This is a genomic window from Phormidium yuhuli AB48 (assembly GCF_023983615.1).
Lineage (GTDB): Bacteria > Cyanobacteriota > Cyanobacteriia > Cyanobacteriales > Geitlerinemataceae > Sodalinema > Sodalinema yuhuli.
Map to the genome: position 1 here is coordinate 3727139 of NZ_CP098611.1, position 21033 is coordinate 3748171.

Below are 21033 nucleotides of genomic sequence, written 5' to 3' on the forward strand. Positions count from 1 at the left end.
GCAGAGGACACAGAGAAAAGACGTAGGGGCGTACCGCAAGTGGCGCGCCCTCTTCCGGCAAGAGGCGAGAGGGCCTAAGGGGTCGGTCCCCCAGTCCTACCCCAAGCGACGGGCGATCGCCCCCTCATACATCTGACGCATCTCAGATAGCGAAAGACTCAACAACCCTTCCCCCCCAGAAGATACCTGCAACGACTCACCAGACACCGTCCCCAGCCGTTGCCAAGACCCCGATAACTGCTCCTGCAAATGCGCCTCCCAAGCCGCCACATCCGAGGGAGATACCGAAACCACAATCCGCGCACCCCCTTCCCCAAACAACAACGTATCCCAACGGCCCCCATTCGCTAAATCCACCGTCACCCCCAAATTGCCCGACAAACAGGACTCTGCCAACGTCACCGCCAAGCCTCCTTCCGAGACATCATGGGCGGAGTTAACCCAACCCCGGCGAATCCCCTGACGACAGGCCCCTTGCACCGCTTTCTCCAATGCCACATCCACCCGAGGTGGTTTCCCGGCCACTATCTGATGCACCGTCGCCAGATACTCCGAAGCCCCTAACGTCGGTGCCGCCAAGGCCTCCTGCGTCTCAGTCGAGACTCCCAACAGATACACCACATCCTCCGCTTGCTGCCAACCCTGGCCACAAATCTGCCCCAGATTCTCAATCAACCCCACCATGCCCACAACTGGAGTCGGATAAATCGGGGTTGGCTTGCCTTCACTATCCAGGGTTTCGTTATACAGAGAGACATTCCCCCCCGTCACTGGCGTACCAAAGTCCTCACAGGCCTGGGCTAACCCCTCACAGGCACAGGCTAACTGCCAATAGCCAACGGGGTTCTCAGGACTGCCGAAATTGAGATTATCGGTGACTGCTAGCGGTTCGGCCCCGACACAACTGAGATTGCGGGCCGCTTCTGCTACCACCGCTTTCGCTCCCTCATCGGGGTCGAGATAGACATAACGGGAATTACAATCCACCGTCGCCGCAATGCCTCGTGTCCAGTCCCGGCCAGAGTCTTGGCTTTCCTGGGGACGCAAGCGCACCACCGCTGCATCCGCCCCACCTGGCACAATTACCGTGTTGTTCTGCACCTGGTGGTCATATTGGCGATAGACCCATTCCTTCGAGGCAATACTGGGATTATCTAATAGGTCTAATAGCACCTGATTCCAGCTCTTGAGCGCCCCATTCACCTCGATGCCCGAGGGATGACAGGGGGGGAGAGATTCAGGAGTCCAAGCCCAGGCTGTTTGGGCATATTCTGGGGGCTGAGGGGGTTTTTCGCGAGGGTAGAGAGGGGTGTTATCGGCGAGGGCGGAGGCGGGAATCTCGGCGGCAATTTCTCCCTGGAAGCGGATCCGTACCATAGGTTCCTCGATGACTTCTCCGGCCACCACGGCGTGCAGTCCCCATTTGTGGAAGACGTCAATCAGTTCCTGTTCCCGGCCCTTCTCGGCCACAAACAGCATCCGTTCTTGGGATTCTGAGAGGAGATATTCGTAAGGAACCATCCCCGACTCACGCACGGGGACTTTATCCAGGTCAAAGTCAATGCCCACTCCGCCATTGGCTGCCATTTCTGAGGTAGAACAGGTGATGCCCGCTGCCCCCATATCTTGGGCCGCTACTACGGCACCGGTTTTGAAGGCTTCGAGACAGGCTTCCACGAGGGATTTTTCTAGGAAGGGGTCGCCCACTTGGACGGCGGGACGGTCATCGACGGAGGACTCATCGCTGAGTTCGGCACTGGCGAAACTGGCGCCTCCCATGCCGTCGCGGCCGGTGGTGGACCCCACGTAGAGGACGGGGTTGCCAATACCCGAAGCCCCAGATTTAACAATGGTCTCGGTTTCCATGATGCCGATCGCCATGGCATTGACGAGGGGATTACCCCGGTAGGCGGCATCGAAATAGACTTCACCGCCAACGGTGGGGACACCGAAGCAGTTGCCATAGTGGGAGATGCCCTCAACGACCCCAGTAAAGATGCGGCGGGTGCGGGGATGGTCGAGGGGGCCGAAGCGTAGGGCGTTGAGGGCGGCGATGGGCCGGGCCCCCATGGTGAAGATATCTCGCAGGATACCGCCGACGCCGGTGGCGGCCCCTTGGAAGGGTTCCACGGCGGAGGGGTGATTGTGGGATTCGATTTTGAAGGCGATCGCCAACCCCTCACCAAAGTCGACGACTCCAGCGTTTTCACCGGGGCCGACGAGGATGCGATCGCCCGTCGTGGGAAAGTGCTTCAGTAGCGGTCGGGAGTTCTTATAGCAGCAATGTTCTGACCACATCACCCCAAACATCCCCAACTCGGCGCGATTGGGATGTCGGCCAAGTCGTTGGACGATTTCATCATATTCGCCCGGTTTGAGTCCTTCTGAGGCGATTTGTTCGGGGGAAAAGGGAGAGTCGGAAAGCGCTACCATGCTTGTCTTGGGGCAAAACCACAACAGCTATTATCTCAGGTTTCGGCAACCACGTCTCTCCCTCACTGGAGTTCCCCAGGGGATTTAGTTACGGGCCAGCCACTTCTGGGCGTTGAGTCGCTGCACCACCCCAAAAACCAACAGAGATAAGTTAATCTTCCGTTCATCCATCAGGAAGGGTTCGATGGTACTCGGTTGCGTACCGTCAGCAGAACACGAGAAGGCCCGAGGTCCTTTGATATCCGCTTTGGGGAAATAAACCACAAAGCGGCGGTTGCCCCCTTGCCACGTGCCAATCACCTGCCAGCAGTCCCCCTTGGCATCCAGAGGCGGAACTCGGCGTTTCTCGAATTTGAGATCTAAATCCTCCAACCCCTGATTTTCCAATTCCTGTTTCAGGGCAGGGAGATAGTCCTGGTGCATGAAATCGGCGAAGGGTTTATCCTCGACGGCGGGGGGCTTTTCCTTTTTTGGGTTCCCACCTTTATTAGCAGCGGTGGTTTGAGCTTTTTTGTCGTCTTCTGCCATGAGTGTCCAATTGGTCGCAAGTGCGGTGTTGAGATTAGTATACTTTGCCCAGGGGCTGAGAGTTCACCCTCCAGTCTCGACCCACAGGGACTGACTTTCAAATAATAGATGCTCCAGAAACGCCTCCGTCAGCACTGAAAGCTGTTTCCCAGAGCGATGCACCACATACCAGCGACAGGGAATGGGAAACGCCTTAACCGGCAAAATCACCAACTCTCCCTGTTGATAATCCGGCCGTAGGCAATGCAGAGATAACACCGAAATCCCCAAACCGCCAATCACTGACTGTTTAATGGCCTCATTACTCCCCAACTCCATCCGCACATTGACCTGAACCTTATGGCGGTCAAACACCTGTTGCACCGCTCGCCGGGTCCCGGAACCCGGTTCTCGCATAATAAACGCCTCTCCCCGCAATTTCTTAATCGGGATCGTCTCCTCCTCAGCCAAAGGGTGATCCCGAGATGCAACCACCACTAAAGGATTCTCCAAAAATGGGGTCGTCACTAAGTCAATGTCCTCTGGGGGGTGACTGAGAATATAGAAATCATCCTGATTGTTGAGCATCCGTTGTACCAACTTTTGATGATTGCTCACGTGCAAGGCAATATCCACATCAGGATGCTGCTGACAGAAGGACCCCAACAGACGAGGGACAAAGTATTTCGCCGTCGTCACTACCCCCAGGCGTAGTTTTCCCCGTTTCGTTCCCTGGAGATCGGCCACCACCATCTCGAAGTTGTCCAATCGTTCAAAAATCGTCTGACAGGTGTTGAGGAGTTCTTCCCCCACCTGGGTTAAATAAAGTTGTTTACCAATTTGCTCAAACAAGGGCAGACCAATGGTTTGAGTCAAATGCTTGATTTGGGTGGATACCGTCGGTTGAGTAATCGAGAGTTCTTCCGCCGCCCGGGTAAAGCTGCCGTGACGGGCCACGGTTTCAAAGACACGTAATTGGTGCAATGTCGCTTGGAGCATGAGAAGACCTAGGACAGATAACAGCCGTTCAGCCCCATTGTGACTTACTTTCATATGCCCCTCTGACTCTTTATATTAGATATTTTTATAATTCGCGTATTTTTATTTCACTAACTTAATGATAGTCTCAATCATAGATAAAATTCAATGACTCAAAGACTTGTCATCGAAATATGTCAATTTTGCAACCACTCCTTTGAGACTACAGTTTATGAACATCACGAACTATATCCATACTCGAAACCTGCGGGGTGATTTCTTCGGAGGAGTCACAGCTGCCATCGTCGGACTTCCCATGGCCTTAGCCTTCGGAGTGGCCTCTGGGGCCGGGGCGATCGCGGGCATTTATAGTGCAGTTCTGCTGGGCTTTTTCGCGGCCCTGTTTGGAGGAACCCCCACCCTCATCTCCAATCCCACGGGTCCCATGACTGTGGTCTTCACTGCTGTCATCGCTAGCTTCACCGTTAAGTACCCCGGCCCCGAAGGTTGGGCGATCGCCTTCACCATTGTCATGATGGCGGGAGCGTTCCAAATCCTCTTTGGGGTCCTACGTCTCGGGAAATACGTCACCCTCATGCCCTACACGGTCATTTCCGGCTTCATGTCGGGGATTGGGGTGATTATGGTCATCCTGCAACTGCCCCCCCTCCTGGGACAAGAGGGGGTCGGTGGGGTCTTAAACACCGTCATGGCCCTACCCGAATTGCTGGAAAACCTCAGTCTTCCGGAATTGGCCCTAGGGGGTCTAACCCTGGCGATTCTCTTCCTAACACCGAGTCAAATTGCCCGAGTCTGTCCTCCCCAACTGCTAGCCTTACTCCTGGGAACCGGGATTTCGGCAACCTTATTTGCTAATCAACTGAGAATTGTCGGCGAAATTCCCGCCGGATTACCCGAACTGTATCTGCCCACCATTTCCCTGCCGGAATTGCAACTGATGCTCATCGATGCCGTCATGTTGGGGATGCTCGGCTGTATCGATTCCCTACTGACCTCGGTGATTTCCGATAGCATCACCCAGTACGAGCATAACTCCGACAAAGAACTCATCGGCCAAGGGGTGGGTAATATCCTCTCGGGCCTCTGTGGTGGACTGCCGGGGGCTGGGGCCACCATGGGAACTGTGGTCAATATCCAAGCTGGGGGACGGACTGCCCTCTCGGGGATGATTCACGCCCTAACCCTGTTGATGTTTGTCTTTGTGGCCGCCGGATTTACAGAAATTGTCCCCTTAACCGTTCTCGCGGCGATCGCCCTTAAAGTGGGTTTAGATATCGTCGATTGGAGTTTCCTCAAACGGGCCCATCACCTCTCCCTCAAAGCCGCTGCCATCATGTATGGGGTACTCCTCCTAACGGTCTTTGTGGATTTAATTGTTGCCGTTGGCGTGGGGGTTTTCGTGGCCAATGTCTTGACAATTCAGCGTTTATCTGATATACAATCTCAACATATCAAAGCCATTACCGACCCAGACGCCGCAGAACTTCTCGAACATGAAGAACAACTGCTCTTAGACCGAGTCAAAGGACAGGTTTTGCTTCTGCATCTGGGAACCTCCCTCAGTTTTGGGGCCGCTAAAGCCATTTCCCAACGCCATTCCCTGATTGGGCAGTATCGGGTTCTTATCTTAGACTTTCGTGATGTTCCCATGTTAGGAGTCACGGCTTCCCTGGCTATGGAAAAAATGGTCAAGGATGCTCGAAAACGGGGTTTAGACGTTTATGTGGTGGGCAGTTCGGGGAAAGTGGAACGTCGTTTAGAGAAATTTGAAATTCTCAGTCAAGTTCCCCGAGATCATCAAACGGCAACCCTGCGGGAAGCTCTCAATCAGGTCGTCGAAACCCTCGGCGAGACTCCGTGGGCGTCTGTGGTTTAGGTTTCCGTCAGTTGTACTTGGAGGGTAACTAAGGACAAGGCGACTAGCAACAGCAATGTGGCTGAAGCCGCCGCATAGCCGATATCAAAGAGGGCAAAAGCCTCTTGATAAATGTAATAGACCAAGATATTAGTGGAGTTTAAGGGGCCCCCTTCAGTAATGACATAGACTTGTTCAAAGCTGCGGAGGGTGAACATGGCCGTCGTGACAATTACGAAAACGAGGGTGGGGTACAGGCCCGGCAGGGTCACATGACGAAACTGCTGTAAGCCATTGGCCCCATCCAGTTTAGCCGCCTCATAGCGAGATTGAGGAATGGCTTGTAAGCCGGCCAGAAACACCACTAAGTTAAATCCCAGTTGTTTCCAGATACTCAGTAGAATCAGAATTGGCATGGCCCAGGTGGAACTTCCTAACCAAGCAATGGGAGTGATGCCGAGGGGTTCTAACAAGGCATTGACGGGGCCATTGGTTTGGAATAGCCAACGCCAGCCTAACCCCACCGCCACCATGGAGGTAATGGCGGGGAGGAAATAGGCGGTTCGCAACAGGGATTTGAGGGCGATCGCCTGCTCCAGAAGTGCCGCAAGGATTAGAGGTAGGATAATACTGGGGATAATCGTCCCTAGGGAGAAATAGAGGGTATTGCCCAACACCTGCCAAAACTCCGGGGAGGCGATCGCCCGTTCATAATTCGACCATCCCACCCATTGAGTGCCGCTTTGGGTGAAACTGCCCGTGGTAAAGCTTAAATAAATTAAATAGCCAATCGGCCCTAAAACAAAGATAGACAACAGCAGCAACGCCGGGGCCAGAAATCCCCAAGCTAGCCAGGTTGAATTGCTAAATCCCAGTTTCGCCATCGTTCCTCATCCAGTGGGTTCAACCCGACTTCAAAGCTTGTTTTACCAACTCAGAAATTTCCGAGGGACGCTCCGCCACGGGAATGCCAGCCTTTTTAAACGCTTCGATTTTATGTTCAGCGGTACCAATATTCAGATCAAATAAAGCCGTATCGCCCGCTTGCTTAAGTTTTTTCTCAGTTTTATAACTGAGGTTCGCGGCGATCGCCCCCGCATGGCCCAATCGTCGTCCCTTGGGGACATGACGGCCCGCCACATAAGCAATCACCGGTTTATCAATGGCTTCGGCCACATATTCCGCCGCTGCTTCCTCGCCACTACCGCCAATTTCCCCGACAATCACAATCACCTCAGTGCGATCGTCCTCATCCAAAATCTGTAACCATTGAGCAAAGGACGAGCCGAGAATCCCATCCCCACCAATACTGACCCCAATCGACTGTCCTAACCCCGCTTCCGTCAAGGAGAGAGCAATCTCATAGGTGAGGGTTCCACAGCGGCTAATCAACCCTACCGAACCCGGACTATAAAACTCCGCCGGGTGGGTTCCCAAGAGAATCTCACCGGGAATAATCAACCCCGGACTACTCGGGCCAATAACGAGAGTTTCCGTTGAATCCGCCTTGCGGATTAACGTCACCATATCCATCGGCGGCATCCCTTCCGTAACAATTGCCAGGCGACGAATCCCCGCTGCGATCGCCTCTAGGGCCGCATCCAACACCAAATAGGGTTTCACGAAAATCACCGCCGTATCAATGGGGCCCACCTCCTTCATGGCCACTTCCACCAAGTCATACACCGGAATCCCATCCCGTTCACTGCCCCCCAAACCGGGACTCACCCCCGCCACCACTTGAGTTCCATAGGCTTTCATCAAAATACTATGGGTGGCGGCCAGAGGTTCGGCAATGCCATGAATTAGAACGTTCGTATCGGCGGTGAACTGCATGAGTGAGTAACTTATACGGCTTTGACAGCAAGAGAGACGGCTTCATCGAGACTTTTAACGGTGGTGAGGTTGGCCTGCTTGAGGGTTTTCTCAGCGGCCGCCACATCTCCCCCCACGAGGCGAACAATCCATTTACAAGGGCGATCGAGCTGTGTACTAAACTCCACCAAGGTTGTGGCAATATCTTGGCAGAGGGTGACGCCGGCGATGAGGTTGACCAAAACCACCGAGACCTCCGAGGAGTCTGTGACCGCCTCCAACCCCAATCGTAACCGTTCTAAGGGGTCTTCATCGCTGCCATACCAAGTTTGCTCACTGCCCAAATTGAGGAAATTCGCCGGTTTTCCCTTGGCTTCACGGACTAAATCGAAGGTGGCCATGGTCAACCCGGCCCCATTGCAGAGAATGCCCAGTTTGCCATCGAGTTCCACGAAATCATGGGCGGGAAAGACTCCCGAATACACGGGTTCCTCCAAGTTCCGTTCTTGGAGTAGCCGAGTCAGGTGATGATGACGATTGAGGGCCTCGTTGTTGACTGTTACTTTGCCATCGAGGGCCATCACCTCCCCGTTATCACGAATCCCCAGGGGGTTAATCTCGACTAAATCTAAATCCTGCTGGACAAACAAGCGATACATCCGCTTGATGACGGTACTCACCGCCTCAATTGCCTCTCCCGTCAGCCCCATCTTCAGGGCCAGACGGCGGGCATAGAAGGGGGAAAACTCCTCATCGACCACGACCCGCTGCATTTTATCCTGGGTAAAGGTCACCTCCACCCCGCCATAGGGTGACCCGAGTAAGACCGGGCGACGGGCGTTGCGATCGAGTAGAATCGCTAAATAGAACTCCTGAGAGGCATTATATTTAGCTTCCGCCAGCAGCACATCCGGCAATTCCCCCTGAATGGGCAAATTAAAAATCGCCTGGGCCGCTGCGATCGCATCGATGGTATTAGTCGCAAAGCGAATCCCCCCCGCTTTCCCCCGTCCTCCGGCCCGAACTTGGGACTTGAGGACAATAGGATAGGGAATTTTTAGCCCCTTCAAATCCTGGGGGCAACGAATTTTCTGCGAGGGCAAGACGGGAATGCCCGTTTCGCGGAACAGCTCTTTAGCTTGATACTCTAGAAGATCCATGGGCGATTTGTGTTCCACCACTCAACTACCATAGCCCGAACCGGTCTTCACCGTTGAGACAAGGACTACATTCCCAAACAAAAGTTCGGCTTTGCCATCGGGAACCCCGAGTTGAGACAAGCCGAAATTACAGATGAGCCTCTCATCTTAACGGACCTTCCCGGAAACGGCCAGCCTTCCTGGCTTAGGTCAGGGGCTAACCTCGATCGATGAGGTCAACATTAATCCAGGGGCAAAAAATGTTTGGCCCCTATAATATTGGCTGCCCGACTCATTAACGCTTCCTTTTAGGGGGTTTTATGGCGAATCCATCTCCTCAACCTGAACCAAATCCCCCCTCAGGGCAACACCGTCGCCTCAAACGAGGCTTGATTATTGGGGGAACGACCCTTGTGGTGGCCGTCCTGGGCTATCGTGTCTCCCTGAACTGGCTGCGATCGCACCTTCCGGGCTGGGTGGAGGCCCAAGTGGTCCCCATTCTCAATCGTCCTCTGGAAGTCGGACCGGTGCAAGGGCTATCCCTCAGAGGCATCGAAATCGCAGGCCTCTATCTTCCACCGAGTGAGGGGAACCCCAATTCTCTACAAGTTCAGCAGATTGAGGTGGGCTATGATGTGCCGGCCCTGCTGCGGGGAGAATTGCCCATCCGGGTTACGCTGCGAGAACCCAGGCTTATGGCCCAACAAGGAGAGGATGGCACTTGGCTGACGTTAGATCTCAATCTTCCGGAGCCCAGAGACGAGGAGTTACCCCTAGAGATCCCTCTGCATCTAATTTTAGAGGGGGGTAGTCTTGAGCTGACGCCCCAGGGCAGTTCCGACCCCTGGGAACTGGGGTTTGAGGGACGAACGGAGTTGACTCAAGCCTTTGAAAATGCCTATTACGACGTAGCGGTGACCTTACCTAAGGGAACGGTGTACCTACGGGGCAACACTCGCCTGAATAGTCTGGAAAGCCGAGTGAATACTCGCTTGCAGGAGGTGGAATTGGAGCAGTTTTTAGTCTTGTTGCCTCCGTTCGTGGGCGATCGCCTGGATTTGATGAGTGGTCGTCTCAACGGAAATCTCAATCTGGAGGTTCCCCCCCTCATTACTCCGGAGGGAGACTTGGAGGTTCAGATTCCCCAGATTCAAGGACCCCTCAGCCTCGACGACCTGGTGGTTCGCCTTCCTGAACTGCGTCAGCCCCTCAGGGCCGGGGCCGACATCCGCTTTCAGGGCGATCGCCTGCACCTCGATCGCTTCACCGCCGCCACGGGGACCCTGGAACTCCAGGGAGAGGGAGAACTCAGCCAGGTCTCTGGCTATAATTTCAACGTCAGCACCAATAATATCGCCCTAGAACGCCTTTCAACCCTACTCAATGACCCCCTCCTCGAACCCCTAGATACAATCGGCTTAAGCGGCGATATTCAAGGGCAGGCTCAACTCCTGGGAGACCTCAACGACCCCCAATTAACTCTCAATCTCAGCAATCGCACACCGCTGATTGTCGCCCAAACGGTCATTTCAGAACTGCGAGCCAACCTCTCGGCTAACCTCGATCGCGTGGTTCTCAATGGTTTTCGTCTCAGTCCGGGGGTGGGGGGAAGCGTCCTGGCCCGGGGCAATGCTGAGATTTCCCAATGGACGGCCCCCCTCCTACTGCAACTTCCCGAGGCTCTTCTCGATGGACGGCCCCAACGGTCTCCTAGTGCTAACCTCAACCTGGATGTCCGAGTTGACCTCCCCAGTGATGCCCTGGCCGCTCCCTATGTAGATTTACCTCCTTCTCTGGGATTGGGGCAACTGCTGGCTCAAATTGACCTCGGGGGAACTCTAGACAATCCCGAGGGAACCGTAACTTGGACAACTCCTGACCTGTTGATTCCCCAGTTGGGGGCCGCCAGCAGTCGGGGAACGGCTCGGTTGGCCAATGGTCTTGTCCAATTAGAGGGAGCGGATATTATCGCCGCCGGAGGAGAGGTGACTGTGACAGGCTTGGCGGACTTAGGGGAGCGAACCTGGCAGGCAGATTTACGGTCCACCCCCCTCAACCTATCGCCGTTCCTGGCCCGAACGACAGAACTGAGTCAGTTGAATGCCCAAGTCTCGGGGCGATGGGATGACCTCTCCCCGGAGGGAATAATTGGAGGGATTGAGGGAACGGCGGACTTAGCAATCGCCTTGGCAGATGGACAGGCTCAAGTGCAGGGACTCTTGCAAGGGGGGGAGATTCGTTTAGAGGCGATCGCCTCGGGACTCTCAGCCCAGGGTCTTGATTTGGCCCTCCCCCTGGGGGTGAGGTTGGAAAGGGGTCAGGCCCAGGTTGAAACGTCCCTGAATGGACTGCTGGCCGCCCTCAACCAAGACTTTGGCGGGATTACGGTGCAGGCGGAGGGAGACTTAGCTGTCGCCGAGGGAACGGCCCAGGTCAGAACTCAAGTCCGAGATGGCCGGGTTGACAGTGATTTCAATGTGGCCAATATCGCCTTAAATCCCTATTTAGCTAATCTTCCCGCGACGGTGTCCCTCCTCAATGCTCAGGGACAGGCGAACCTCTCTCTAGCCAACGTCCTACACGTGATTGAACAAGGAGACCTCAGTCGACTGGACCCCCAAATCAGCAGCCAAGCGGACTTGGCCCTCAATCAGGGGTTTGGACGCCTCTCAGCTCAAGTGGCGGGGGGACAATGGCAACTGATTAGTGATGCTGAGTTCCCTGTGGATGATGCGTTGGTTGAGGAGTTGCTGGGCGATCGCATTGTCACCAGTCCCCGCTTCCCCGCGACATTACAGGCCAATAGTCATCTCTCGGGGTCCTTAACGCCTTTATTACAGTTGGGGAGCGTACCCATTCCGGCCCGACTCCATCAGTTAACAGCTAATCTTGATGGGGATTTACTCTGGGCCCGAGGGGATGCGGTGTTAAGCAATCTCACTCAACGCCCAGATTTAGAGACAGATTTAGAGATTCAGGCCAATTATGATTCAGACCGGCTCCCCTTAACGCTATTACTGGCGGATGTGACGGTGGGGGAAAATTTGCCCAGTCCCAGTGGGGTTAATGTTCGGGGACGGGTGGATTTTACGGGACGTTTTCACGGCCGCAATCTGCTGTCAAACCCCTTTGGGCCAGGAAATCTCAATCTGGTGGGAGGGGTGGATTTGAGGAATTTTGGGGTGAATGAGATTGAGTTTGAGCCTCGGCTGCGGGGAACGGTTCAGGCTCGCACGGGGGACCGGGTGGCTCTGGAGTTGCAGGGGGAACGACCTCAGGGCGATCGCCTAGCCGTTGCTTTAGGAGCCTGTCAGGAGCCTCGCTGTTTGGCTCCCTATTTGCCCGAACGGGTGCAGATTCGTAAAACGGATGGGGAGTCGATTGAGTTTTTGGCGGTGGGAGAACGTCAGGGCGATCGCTTTCAATTGGGGTTAGACTCCTTTGAGTTAAGTCTGTTAAATGTACTTCCGGGAGAACCGTTTGGTATTGCTGACCCTATTAGTGGTCAGGTGACGGGGAGGATTGTGGCCGATCTGTTTACCCTGGAGAGTCAGGGCCAGGTGGCGATCGCCAATCCAGCGTTGGGGTATTTACGGGGAGAGGCGATCGCGGCTGAGTTTGGCTATGACGGACAACAGGCCCAGATTCGCGATGGAATGCTGCAATTCCAAGAGACGCGCCTGGTTCTTAGTGGGGGGACGGAACTGGATCTGTTGGCGATGTTGCAAGGCCAGATTCCCCTGAACGCTTGGGAAACGGCTCCCGTTTGGGGACGGCTGACGGTGGAGGAGGCTGAGGTGGGGGATTTGCTGACGACGGTGGCTTGGTATGAACTTGAGGACCTGTTACGCCGTGGGATCGCCAGCCCCAGTTTAGACCCTGGGGACTTGACGGCGACGGGGGTGGGGATTCCTGAGCGATCGCTCCCTGAACAAGTGGCGTTATTTAACCGCATTCGTCAGCAGGTGAGACAACGGATTCAGCCCCCCGATGAGCCACAACTCCCTCAAGTGGTGGAGGTTGAGGGAACCTATAGGGCTGAGGTGGATTTGGGGGGAACTCTGGGAAATCCCAATCTGAGGGCGGAACTGACGGCGGAGAATTGGCGTTGGACTCCTCAACCGCCAATTCCCGCCGCCTTTCGTGCTGAGGTTCCGACTCCTCGGCCCTCTTTGCGTCTCGATGCGCTGAATGTGCGGGCCCGGGTCGAGAATCAGGTGCTGACGCTGGAGGAGGCGAGTCTGTTGGCGGAGGGAGGACAAGCATCTGTGGTGGGGACGTTGTCTCCCGAGAGGTTGGACGGGGAGGTGACGGTGAGGGATTTCCCGGTGAGTCTTTTGCAGCAGTTTGTGGCGTTACCGGTTGATGTGGCGGGTACGGTGAATCTTCAGGGAGAGTTTGGCGGAAGTCTGCAACAGCCGAGGTTGGCCGGGGAGGTGGCGATCGCGAATCCGGTTCTCAATCAGCGCCCCCTGGACCCGTTTTTGGGTAATTTTCGCTATGAGAATCAGCAGTTTGAGTTGGCGACAGTCACGCCGGATTGGAGTCGTTTCCAGGTGAGTGTTCCCGTACCCTTTGCGGATTTACCCCCCGAGAGGGCGATCGCCCGGGCCCGAGTCGCCTTGGATACGCCGGCGTTTGAGTTGATTGAGGCCATTAGTGAGGGGGCGGTGGTGTGGCTAGGTGGCGAGGGAATGGTGGATTTGGAGGTGAGTGTGGATCTGCTGGCGTTGACGTCTGGGGAGATTCAGCAGATTCTCAATTCTGTAGTGGCGGAGGGGGCGATCGCGCTGGATCAGGCTCAGTTGGCGGCGACGGCCCTCCCGGATGCGGAGACTCAGGTGGATGGGGTGATTCGCTTTAATCAAGAGGCGATCATGGTTGATGACTTGCTGGCCCAGGTGGCGGAAGGGGAGTTCCGTTTGGGGGGAGTGTTACCTCTATTAACCCCTGATCTGGAACTGGAGCGTCCGTTAACGTTGACTGTGGATCAGGGGGCGATCGCCCTTGATGGTCTTTATAACGGTCTGTTGGATGGCCGGATTACGGTGACGGGAACCGCCCTCACCCCTGTCGTCTCTGGGGGAATTGAGGTCTCCCGAGGTCGAGTCTCTATCCCAACTGGAGAGTTTTTTGGAGGGGAACCCACCCCTAACTCCTCCTCCGGAGGGAAACCCACCCCTAACTCCTCCTCCGGAGGGGAACCCACCCCTAACCCCTCCTCCGGAGGGGAACCCACCCCTAACCCCTCCCAGGAGGGGAGTGTGGCTGGGACATCACCGTTGATTACGCCAGTTTTAGATGAATTTCGCATTGTCCTCGGGGAGCGTTTAAATATTGTCAATCCGATTCCCAGTTTTAATGTACGGGTGACGGGAGATTTGCTGGTGAGTGGAGTGGTGGATGGCAATTTGGAGAATTTGCGTCCTCAGGGGGTTATCTCAGTGGAACGAGGACAATTGGATCTGCTTAGTAATCTCTTTTTTATTACTCCCGGCCGTCCGCAAACGGTAGAGTTTATCCCGGAGGAGGGCCTATTGAATCCACGGTTAGATCTTCAGATGTCCACTCTCGTTTCTGAGGAACGCCGCAATCCCATCGCCGATCGAGATCGCGATAGTAATGAAGTTCCCGATACGACCATTCTTCCCCTACGTCAGTCTCGCCAACTGTTGGTCAATGTCACCATTGAGGCCATGGCTCAAGATCTCCTTGATGCGGTGTTGGCGGAATCCCCTGAGGTGGTTCAAGTTGAGGGATTTCAACGCAATCAGGCTTTGTTGGAAACGGTGCGGTTGAGTAGTATTCCCAGCCGCAGTGAGAATGAGTTAGTCTCTTTGCTGGGGGGACAAGTGCTGACCACCATTGATGAGATTGCGGGTCTGCGGGGGACGGAGTTGTTTGAATATGCTCTGCTACGCTTTGTCTTGGAACCCCAGTTAACGGGACTGTTGGTGGATATTGACCGAGTGACTAATCAGGCGGGAGGGGCGATCGGGTTGGATCGCTTAAGTGTGTTTCCTATCGGTCAAATTGAGGCGATTTATGAACTCAATGACCGCTCTCTGTTAGGACTCACGTATGACTATGGTCTGAGCGGCTTTTTACTGCAAGGGGGACAGACAGATGGGGATAGGCCGGGGTTTAGTTCTATTGAATTACGCTATGAGTTACGGTTTTAAGACTCATCCGGGCAGAAAGTTTGAATGGGCGTTTAGGGTGCTTTAAACTGTTCGCTTAATTCCTGGCGCTCCAGTTGCAGCAGTAGGGGCATGATTTCGCTGGAGGGACGCTGAATCAGGATGTCCAGGAGTTGGCTAAGTTCCTCGTCTAGGGGACCGAAGCGGGCTTCGAGCAGGCTGGCGATCGCCTCTCGTCGTTCCCGTTCCCGACCCTGTTCGAGTCCCTGTTCGAGTCCCTGTTCAAGTCCCTGTTGTCGGCCTGAGAGTTGAGCGGCTTCAAGTTGTTGGTCAAATAGAGGAGATAAACGCATAATTAACTCTCTATCCTCCGGATTAGGGGTGTTATTACTTTCTAGGTCAGCTTTGAGACGGTTGAGCAGCATTAAGGCGTTGCGGCGAAAGGGATTGTCTGGGGAGAGTTGTTCGAGTTCATCAATGGCTTGTTGCTGAACTCGACCCCGCCCTAAAACTCTCAGCCATAGAGTATCGAGATGGCGAGGGAGTTGGTGGATGACGATAATGGTAGTTTGCCATCGGGGTGCTAAATGATAAATGCCGTCGCCCCAAGCTTCTCTCTCTAGGGTAGCACCAACGCCTTCTAAGAGGTTGTCGGAGGCGGTTGGGGTGAGAATCCAGAGATGGGGTTGGCGCGAGTCGGGGACTGGGATTTGTTGTCGTCGGGCCTCTCGTTCGAGTTCGGCGCAGATGACGAGGAGTTTGAGGACACAATCGCGGATTTCACTGGCGGTGACGGGGTTGCGATAGGGTTCAAAGATGGCGGGATAGTCCAGAGTCCGAGCCAAGAGTCCCAAGGGAGCCGGGGATAAGGGAGTTGAGGGGTTGGGGTCAAACCAGAGGTCGATTTGTCGGACTTCCCCCGCTACTCGTCGCGGTGATTGGATGCTTCCATAGGGGGTTAGCAGTTCTTCGAGATAGTCTTTGGCAAACTGGTCGTGGATGAAACGGGTCACAGTGAGTTGAGTTGGGCGCGGAGGCTGCGGTCTAGTTTACCATTGTGGTCATTGGGGGGAGGGTTGGCTCGATTCTCTTGTCGATGTATTTGCCCATGTTGGCGGTAGTGGTGGCTCAATCCCCACCAACTCGATGAGTTGACCCCCGATTTCTTGAGGAAACTGGGGGTTTTTTCGGGGGGTAGAGTTGTCTCTATCCTGCGATGGGGGGTTAGGGTGATTTAAACTGTTCGCTTAATTCCTGGCGCGAGAGTTGCAGCAGTAGGGGCATGATTTCGCTGGAGGGACGCTGGATCAGGATGTCCAGGAGTTGGCTGAGTTCGTCGTCTAGGGGACCGAAGCGGGCTTCGAGCAGGCTGGCGATCGCCTCTCGTCGTTCCCGTTCCCGACCCTGTTCGAGTCCCTGTTCAAGTCCCTGTTCAAGTCCCTGTTCGAGTCCCTGTTCAAGTCCTTGTTCTCGTCCCTGTTCAAGTCCCTGTTCGAGTCCCTGTTGTCGGCCTGAGAGTTGAGCGGCTTCAAGTTGTTGGTCAAATAGAGGAGATAAACGCATAATTAACTCTCTATCCTCCGGATTGGGGGTGTTATTACTTTCTAGGTCAGCTTTGAGGCGGTTGAGCAGCATTAAGGCGTTGCGACGAAAGGGATTGTCTGGGGAGAGTTGTTCGAGTTCATCAATGGCTTGTTGCTGAACCCGACCTCGCCCTAAAACCCTCAGCCACAGAGTATCGAGATGGCGAGGGAGTTGGTGGATGACGATAATGGTAGTTTGCCATCGGGGTGCTAAATGATAAATGCCGTCGCCCCAAGCTTCTCTCTCTAGGGTAGCACCAACGCCTTCTAAGAGGTTGTCGGAGGCGGTTGGGGTGAGAATCCAGAGATGGGGTTGGCGCGAGTCGGGGACTGGGATTTGTTGTCGTCGGGCCTCTCGTTCGAGTTCGGCGCAGATGACGAGGAGTTTGAGGACACAATCGCGGATTTCACTGGCGGTGACGGGGTTGCGATAGGGTTCAAAGATGGCGGGATAGTCCAGAGTCCGAGCCAAGAGTCCCAAGGGAGCCGGGGATAAGGGAGTTGAGGGGTTGGGGTCAAACCAGAGGTCGATTTGTCGGACTTCCCCCGCTACTCGTCGCGGTGATTGGATGCTTCCATAGGGGGTTAGCAGTTCTTCGAGATAGTCTTTGGCAAACTGGTCGTGGATGAAACGGGTCACAGTGAGTTGAGTTGGGCGCGGAGGCTGCGGTCTAGTTTACCATTGTGGTCATTGGGGGGAGGGTTGGCTCGATTCTCTTGTCGATGTATTTGCCCATGTTGGCGGTAGTGGTGGCTCAATCCCCACCAACTCGATGAGTTGACCCCCGATTTCTTGAGGAAACTGGGGGTTTTTTCGGGGGGTAGAGTTGTCTCTATCCTGCGATGGGGGGTTAGGGTGATTTAAACTGTTCGGTTAATTCTTCGCGCTCCAGTTGCAGCAGCAGGGGCATGATTTCGCTGGAGGGACGCTGGATTAGGATGTCCAGGAGTTGGCTGAGTTCGTCGTCTAGGGGGCCGAAGCGGGCTTCGAGCAGGCTGGCGATCGCCTCTCGTCGTTCCCGTTCCCGACCCTGTTCTCGTCCCTGTTCAAGTCCTTGTTCTCGTCCCTGTTCAAGTCCTTGTTCTCGTCCCTGTTCAAGTCCCTGTTCAAGTCCTTGTTCTCGTCCCTGTTCAAGTCCCTGTTGTCGGCCTGAGAGTTGAGCGGCTTCAAGTTGTTGGTCAAATAGAGGAGATAAACGCATAATTAACTCTCTATCCTCCGGATTGGGGGTGTTATTACTTTCTAGGTCAGCTTTGAGACGGTTGAGCAGCATTAAGGCGTTGCGACGAAAGGGATTGTCTGGGGAGAGTTGTTCGAGTTCATCAATGGCTTGTTGCTGAACCCGACCTCGCCCTAAAACCCTCAGCCACAGAGTATCGAGATGACGAGGGAGTTGGTGGATGACGATAATGGCAGTTTGCCATCGGGGTGCTAAATGATAAATGCCGTCGCCCCAAGTTTCTCTCTCTAGGGTAGCACCAACGCCTTCTAAGAGGTTGTCGGAGGCGGTTGGGGTGAGAATCCAGAGACGGGGTTGGCGGGAGTCGGGGAGTGGGGTTTGTTGTCGTCGCGCCTCTCGTTCGAGTTCAGCGCAGATGACCAGGAGTTTGAGGACACAATCGCGGATTTCACTGGCGGTGACGGGGTTGCGGTAGGGTTCGAAAATGGCGGGATGGTCTAGGGTTCGAGCCAAGAGTCCCAGGGGGGCCGGGGACTCGGGAGTTTCGGGGTTGGGGTCAAACCAGAGGTCGATTTGTCGGACTTCCCCCGCCACTCGTCGCGGGGATTGGATGGTTCCGTAGGGGGTGAGTAGTTCTTCGAGATAGTCTTTGGCAAACTGGTCGTGGATGAAACGGGTCACGGCAAGTTGAGTTGGGCGCGGGGGCTGCCGTCTAGTTTACCTCGGTTGGGGAGGCTTGGCGGGGGTTTCTGTACGGCAATCTATAAGGTACAAGTTCAAAAAAATTGCGCAACTTAGATGTTTGGCTTTCCGCCGGCCGCACCGGCGAAGCCTTCCCCGACTTAGGCAAAAATTCTGGTGCTTTTACCTAAATGGAATGACTTGTTTTTATGTTTCCATTGTAAGCTAATGGTTGACGAATGTCAAGGGATTTAGAGCGGAAATTTAGGGGAAATGGTCGCGGGGCCTGGGGTACATGGCCACCGGCATCAAAACGTCAAACCTAGAAGTCAGGAAAGATGACTTAATAGGGTATCTCGCATGATGTTGACGGGAACGGGTTTGGAGGTGAAGGGTTCTGTCCAGAAACGTAAGGCCGCTGCACCCTGTTGGACGAGCATTTCTGTGCCATCAATGGTTCTTAATCCTCTCTCTTGAGCGAGTTGTAAAAGCTTTGTGGGACGGGGGGTATAGATGAGGTCATAGATAATGCTACCATCGGGGAGCTGGGCGACGTCGGTAGGAGAGAGTGGACTGCGATCGCCCTCCACTCCCATCCCGACTGGGGTGGTATTGACCAACAGATGGGTTTGAGGCAGTAATTCTGGTAAACTATCCCAAAGATGGGGGGTTATCTGGACTCCAAGGCTCGACCCCTGCCAACTCTCGGCAAAGTGAGTCAGTTTTTGCTTATCCCGTCCGACGACATGAATCGTTCCACAGCCGAGTTGGGTGAGTCCCGCTACCACCGCTCGGGCTGCGCCCCCATATCCTAAGATAACAGCGGTGCGATCGCCCCAGTGGGGAATCTCCTGCAAGGGTGCGATAAACCCCGCCACATCAGTATTAGTCCCCCACCAGCCTCCATCGCGATAGAGAACGGTATTCACCGCACCCACCCCCTCGGCCACCTCCGTTTGCTGAGTCAGATAGGGGATAACGGCCTGTTTATGGGGAATGGTCACATTAAAGCCTACCACCCCAATGGCGGCAAAGCCCGATAGCGCCGCCTCAATGCCCTCAGAAGCTACGGGAAAGGGCAAATAGATAAAATCTAACCCCATCTCCCTTAACGCGGCGTTCTGCATGGCTGGGGAGAGGGAATGCTCGACGGGATTGCCAATAATCCCCAGTAGTTTCGTGTGACCCGTTACCATAATAAGACCTTAAGCTTCTGCTTTAAGATTGTGCCGTACTCTCGTCACGGAGACTAGCAACAGGTCCATGGCCCAAGAAATTGAACGTAAGTTTTTAGTTAAGGATGACTCCTGGCGATCTAATCCGGGAGTTCTCTACCGCCAAGGCTATCTCACCCGCCAACGGGATTTAGCGATTCGGGTTCGCATTGGGGGCGATCGCGCCTGGCTTACTCTAAAAGGGGCAACCGTTGGGGTATCGCGGTTGGAGTATGAGTATTCTATTCCCCTCGGGGAGGCCCAAGAGATGTTGGATCATCTTTGTGAGACACCCATCATTGAAAAACGGCGTTATCGGGTGATGTATGAAGGACTCACCTGGGAAATTGATGAATTTTTGGGAGAGAATCAGGGGTTAATCGTGGCGGAGGTGGAACTTGAGAGGGAGGAACAGCGGTTTACCCCTCCTCCCTGGTTGGGGCGGGAAGTATCCGACGACCCTCGGTATTACAATGCCAATTTGGTGAAGTGTCCCTATTCTCAATGGGAGGAGTCTAGGGGTTGATCGAGGCCAGATGTCTCATCAGAGGTCTGGGAGGAGTTCTGGGCCTGGCGATAGCGACGATAATTGCGACGGCGGAAGCGGCCAATCGACATATTTAACTGTGCCCCAAGCAACACGGCAAAGGCACTCAACTTGAGCCAAAGCAATAAAACGATCGCCGCCCCAACGGTCCCATAATAGAGGTTATAGCTGCCAAAGGAGGCCACATAGAGACGAAAGAGATTGGAGACGGTGGCCCAGAGAACCGTTGCTGTGATGGCCCCAGGGATGACGGGGTTTCCCCGTTGCCAGATACTGGGGCCATAGCGATAGATAAAGGCGAAGGAGATGGCCACGAGGGTTAACGCCAAGGGAAAGGTGAGTTGATACCAGGCGTACATGAGTTCCGCCTCATACTCCCCAACTTGGTCGACTAGGAAGTTAACAATCACGTCGCTGATAATAATCAGAATGGAGGCGACGGCTAACATGAGCATGGAACCGAGGGTGAGGGCCAGAGAAATCAGTTTCGCTTTCCAAAAGGGGCGAAGTTGGCTTTTGGGGACGCGATGGATGCGATCGAGGGCCTTCATAATCGAACTCAGGGCCGCTGAAGCAATCCATAAGGCGGCCCCAAAACTCAGAGACAATAGGCCATCCCCTCGGGGGAGTTCTAATTGGTCGATAAAGCCATCGAGAATATTCTGAACTTCCTCGGGGGGAAGCATTCTCAGATTTTCAGTAATCAAATCTAGGACGGCCCGTTCCGGCAAGACTTGACCCAAAATGGCCAGGGCGGCCATAATCGCGGGGAACATGGCCAACATGGCATTAAAGGCCACTTCCGAGGAGAGTCCAACCAGCCGTTGGCGAGTGACGCCGGCGTAGGTATCGTAAAGGACGTCAAACCAATGGGTTTTGAGAAAGCGGAGGGAACGCCGGAAAATCATAGGATAGGTGGCAGCGAGGAGGTGTAGGAGA

At 54.6% G+C, this 21033-nt stretch carries 14 protein-coding genes; 3 read left to right on the forward strand and 11 right to left on the reverse strand.

Features of this window, described 5'->3' with window-relative positions; translation table 11 throughout:
- Window positions 1-96 precede the first annotated feature (96 nt).
- From purL to NEA10_RS15980, 3 genes are all read right to left on the reverse strand, one after another.
- Window positions 97-2433: a phosphoribosylformylglycinamidine synthase subunit PurL gene (purL, locus tag NEA10_RS15970; protein ID WP_252662353.1), complete on the reverse strand. Its 2337-nt coding sequence runs from the start codon at window positions 2431-2433 to the stop codon at window positions 97-99.
- A gap of 84 nt (window positions 2434-2517) precedes the next feature.
- The gene (locus NEA10_RS15975; protein ID WP_252662355.1) at window positions 2518-2961 is read right to left on the reverse strand and encodes a DUF2996 domain-containing protein; all 444 of its coding nucleotides are present in this window, start codon (window positions 2959-2961) and stop codon (window positions 2518-2520) included.
- A gap of 63 nt (window positions 2962-3024) precedes the next feature.
- A complete protein-coding gene (locus NEA10_RS15980; protein WP_252665380.1) occupies window positions 3025-3939 on the reverse strand; it encodes a LysR family transcriptional regulator in 915 nt (304 codons plus the stop codon).
- 211 nt (window positions 3940-4150) lie between these two features.
- On the opposite strand from NEA10_RS15980, the gene NEA10_RS15985 reads away from it, so the two are divergent.
- A complete protein-coding gene (locus tag NEA10_RS15985; RefSeq protein ID WP_252662357.1) occupies window positions 4151-5815 on the forward strand; it encodes a SulP family inorganic anion transporter in 1665 nt (554 codons plus the stop codon).
- Here the strand turns inward: NEA10_RS15985 and NEA10_RS15990 are convergent.
- The 3 genes from NEA10_RS15990 to NEA10_RS16000 are packed head-to-tail and all read right to left on the reverse strand — an operon-like array spanning window position 5812 to window position 8769.
- Entirely contained in the window at window positions 5812-6678 is an 867-nt protein-coding gene (locus NEA10_RS15990; protein ID WP_252662359.1) for a carbohydrate ABC transporter permease, read from the reverse strand. The two genes, NEA10_RS15985 and NEA10_RS15990, sit on opposite strands and share 4 nt — an antisense overlap.
- A 19-nt stretch (window positions 6679-6697) precedes the next feature.
- The gene (locus tag NEA10_RS15995; protein WP_252662361.1) at window positions 6698-7630 is read right to left on the reverse strand and encodes a succinate--CoA ligase subunit alpha; all 933 of its coding nucleotides are present in this window, start codon (window positions 7628-7630) and stop codon (window positions 6698-6700) included.
- A gap of 11 nt (window positions 7631-7641) precedes the next feature.
- Entirely contained in the window at window positions 7642-8769 is a 1128-nt protein-coding gene (locus NEA10_RS16000) for an ATP-grasp domain-containing protein (RefSeq protein ID WP_252662362.1), read from the reverse strand.
- Window positions 8770-9068: 299 nt separating this feature from the next.
- Between NEA10_RS16000 and NEA10_RS16005 the strand changes: the two genes are divergently transcribed.
- A complete protein-coding gene (locus NEA10_RS16005; protein WP_252662363.1) occupies window positions 9069-14930 on the forward strand; it encodes a translocation/assembly module TamB domain-containing protein in 5862 nt (1953 codons plus the stop codon).
- A gap of 32 nt (window positions 14931-14962) precedes the next feature.
- Here NEA10_RS16005 and NEA10_RS16010 read toward each other — a convergent pair whose 3' ends face one another.
- The 4 genes from NEA10_RS16010 to NEA10_RS16025 all read right to left on the reverse strand — a co-directional run bounded on the left by NEA10_RS16010 (window position 14963) and on the right by NEA10_RS16025 (window position 19529).
- Complete coding sequence (locus NEA10_RS16010; RefSeq protein ID WP_252662364.1) at window positions 14963-15901, reverse strand: RpnC/YadD family protein; 939 nt, start codon at window positions 15899-15901, stop codon at window positions 14963-14965.
- A 211-nt stretch (window positions 15902-16112) separates the two neighbouring features.
- Window positions 16113-17111 carry a FliH/SctL family protein gene (locus NEA10_RS16015; protein ID WP_252662365.1) on the reverse strand — a complete coding sequence of 333 codons (999 nt, stop codon included), beginning with the start codon at window positions 17109-17111 and terminating at the stop codon, window positions 16113-16115.
- A gap of 211 nt (window positions 17112-17322) precedes the next feature.
- Window positions 17323-18333: a FliH/SctL family protein gene (locus NEA10_RS16020; RefSeq protein WP_252662366.1), complete on the reverse strand. Its 1011-nt coding sequence runs from the start codon at window positions 18331-18333 to the stop codon at window positions 17323-17325.
- 329 nt (window positions 18334-18662) lie between these two features.
- Entirely contained in the window at window positions 18663-19529 is an 867-nt protein-coding gene (locus NEA10_RS16025; protein ID WP_252662367.1) for a shikimate dehydrogenase, read from the reverse strand.
- Between the two features lie 67 nt (window positions 19530-19596).
- Here NEA10_RS16025 and NEA10_RS16030 point away from each other — a divergent pair, with 67 nt between their 5' ends.
- Window positions 19597-20073, forward strand: coding sequence for a CYTH domain-containing protein (locus tag NEA10_RS16030; RefSeq protein ID WP_252662368.1), 477 nt, complete (start codon window positions 19597-19599; stop codon window positions 20071-20073).
- Here NEA10_RS16030 and NEA10_RS16035 read toward each other — a convergent pair.
- Entirely contained in the window at window positions 20049-21002 is a 954-nt protein-coding gene (locus tag NEA10_RS16035; protein ID WP_252662369.1) for a YihY/virulence factor BrkB family protein, read from the reverse strand. The genes NEA10_RS16030 and NEA10_RS16035 overlap by 25 nt on opposite strands.
- Window positions 21003-21033: the final 31 nt, after the last annotated feature.

Bases quoted from the DNA above. Each gene is read 5' to 3' on its own strand.
- NEA10_RS16035 (WP_252662369.1), bottom strand. From the start codon at position 21,002: ATGATTTTCCGGCGTTCCCTCCGCTTTCTCAAAACCCATTGGTTTGAC.
- purL (WP_252662353.1), bottom strand. From the start codon at position 2,433: ATGGTAGCGCTTTCCGACTCTCCCTTTTCCCCCGAACAAATCGCCTCA.
- NEA10_RS15990 (WP_252662359.1), bottom strand. From the start codon at position 6,678: ATGGCGAAACTGGGATTTAGCAATTCAACCTGGCTAGCTTGGGGATTT.
- NEA10_RS15980 (WP_252665380.1), bottom strand. From the start codon at position 3,939: ATGCTCCAAGCGACATTGCACCAATTACGTGTCTTTGAAACCGTGGCC.
- NEA10_RS15985 (WP_252662357.1), top strand. From the start codon at position 4,151: ATGAACATCACGAACTATATCCATACTCGAAACCTGCGGGGTGATTTC.
- NEA10_RS16000 (WP_252662362.1), bottom strand. From the start codon at position 8,769: ATGGATCTTCTAGAGTATCAAGCTAAAGAGCTGTTCCGCGAAACGGGC.
- NEA10_RS15995 (WP_252662361.1), bottom strand. From the start codon at position 7,630: ATGCAGTTCACCGCCGATACGAACGTTCTAATTCATGGCATTGCCGAA.
- NEA10_RS15975 (WP_252662355.1), bottom strand. From the start codon at position 2,961: ATGGCAGAAGACGACAAAAAAGCTCAAACCACCGCTGCTAATAAAGGT.
- NEA10_RS16030 (WP_252662368.1), top strand. From the start codon at position 19,597: ATGGCCCAAGAAATTGAACGTAAGTTTTTAGTTAAGGATGACTCCTGG.
- NEA10_RS16005 (WP_252662363.1), top strand. From the start codon at position 9,069: ATGGCGAATCCATCTCCTCAACCTGAACCAAATCCCCCCTCAGGGCAA.
- NEA10_RS16025 (WP_252662367.1), bottom strand. From the start codon at position 19,529: ATGGTAACGGGTCACACGAAACTACTGGGGATTATTGGCAATCCCGTC.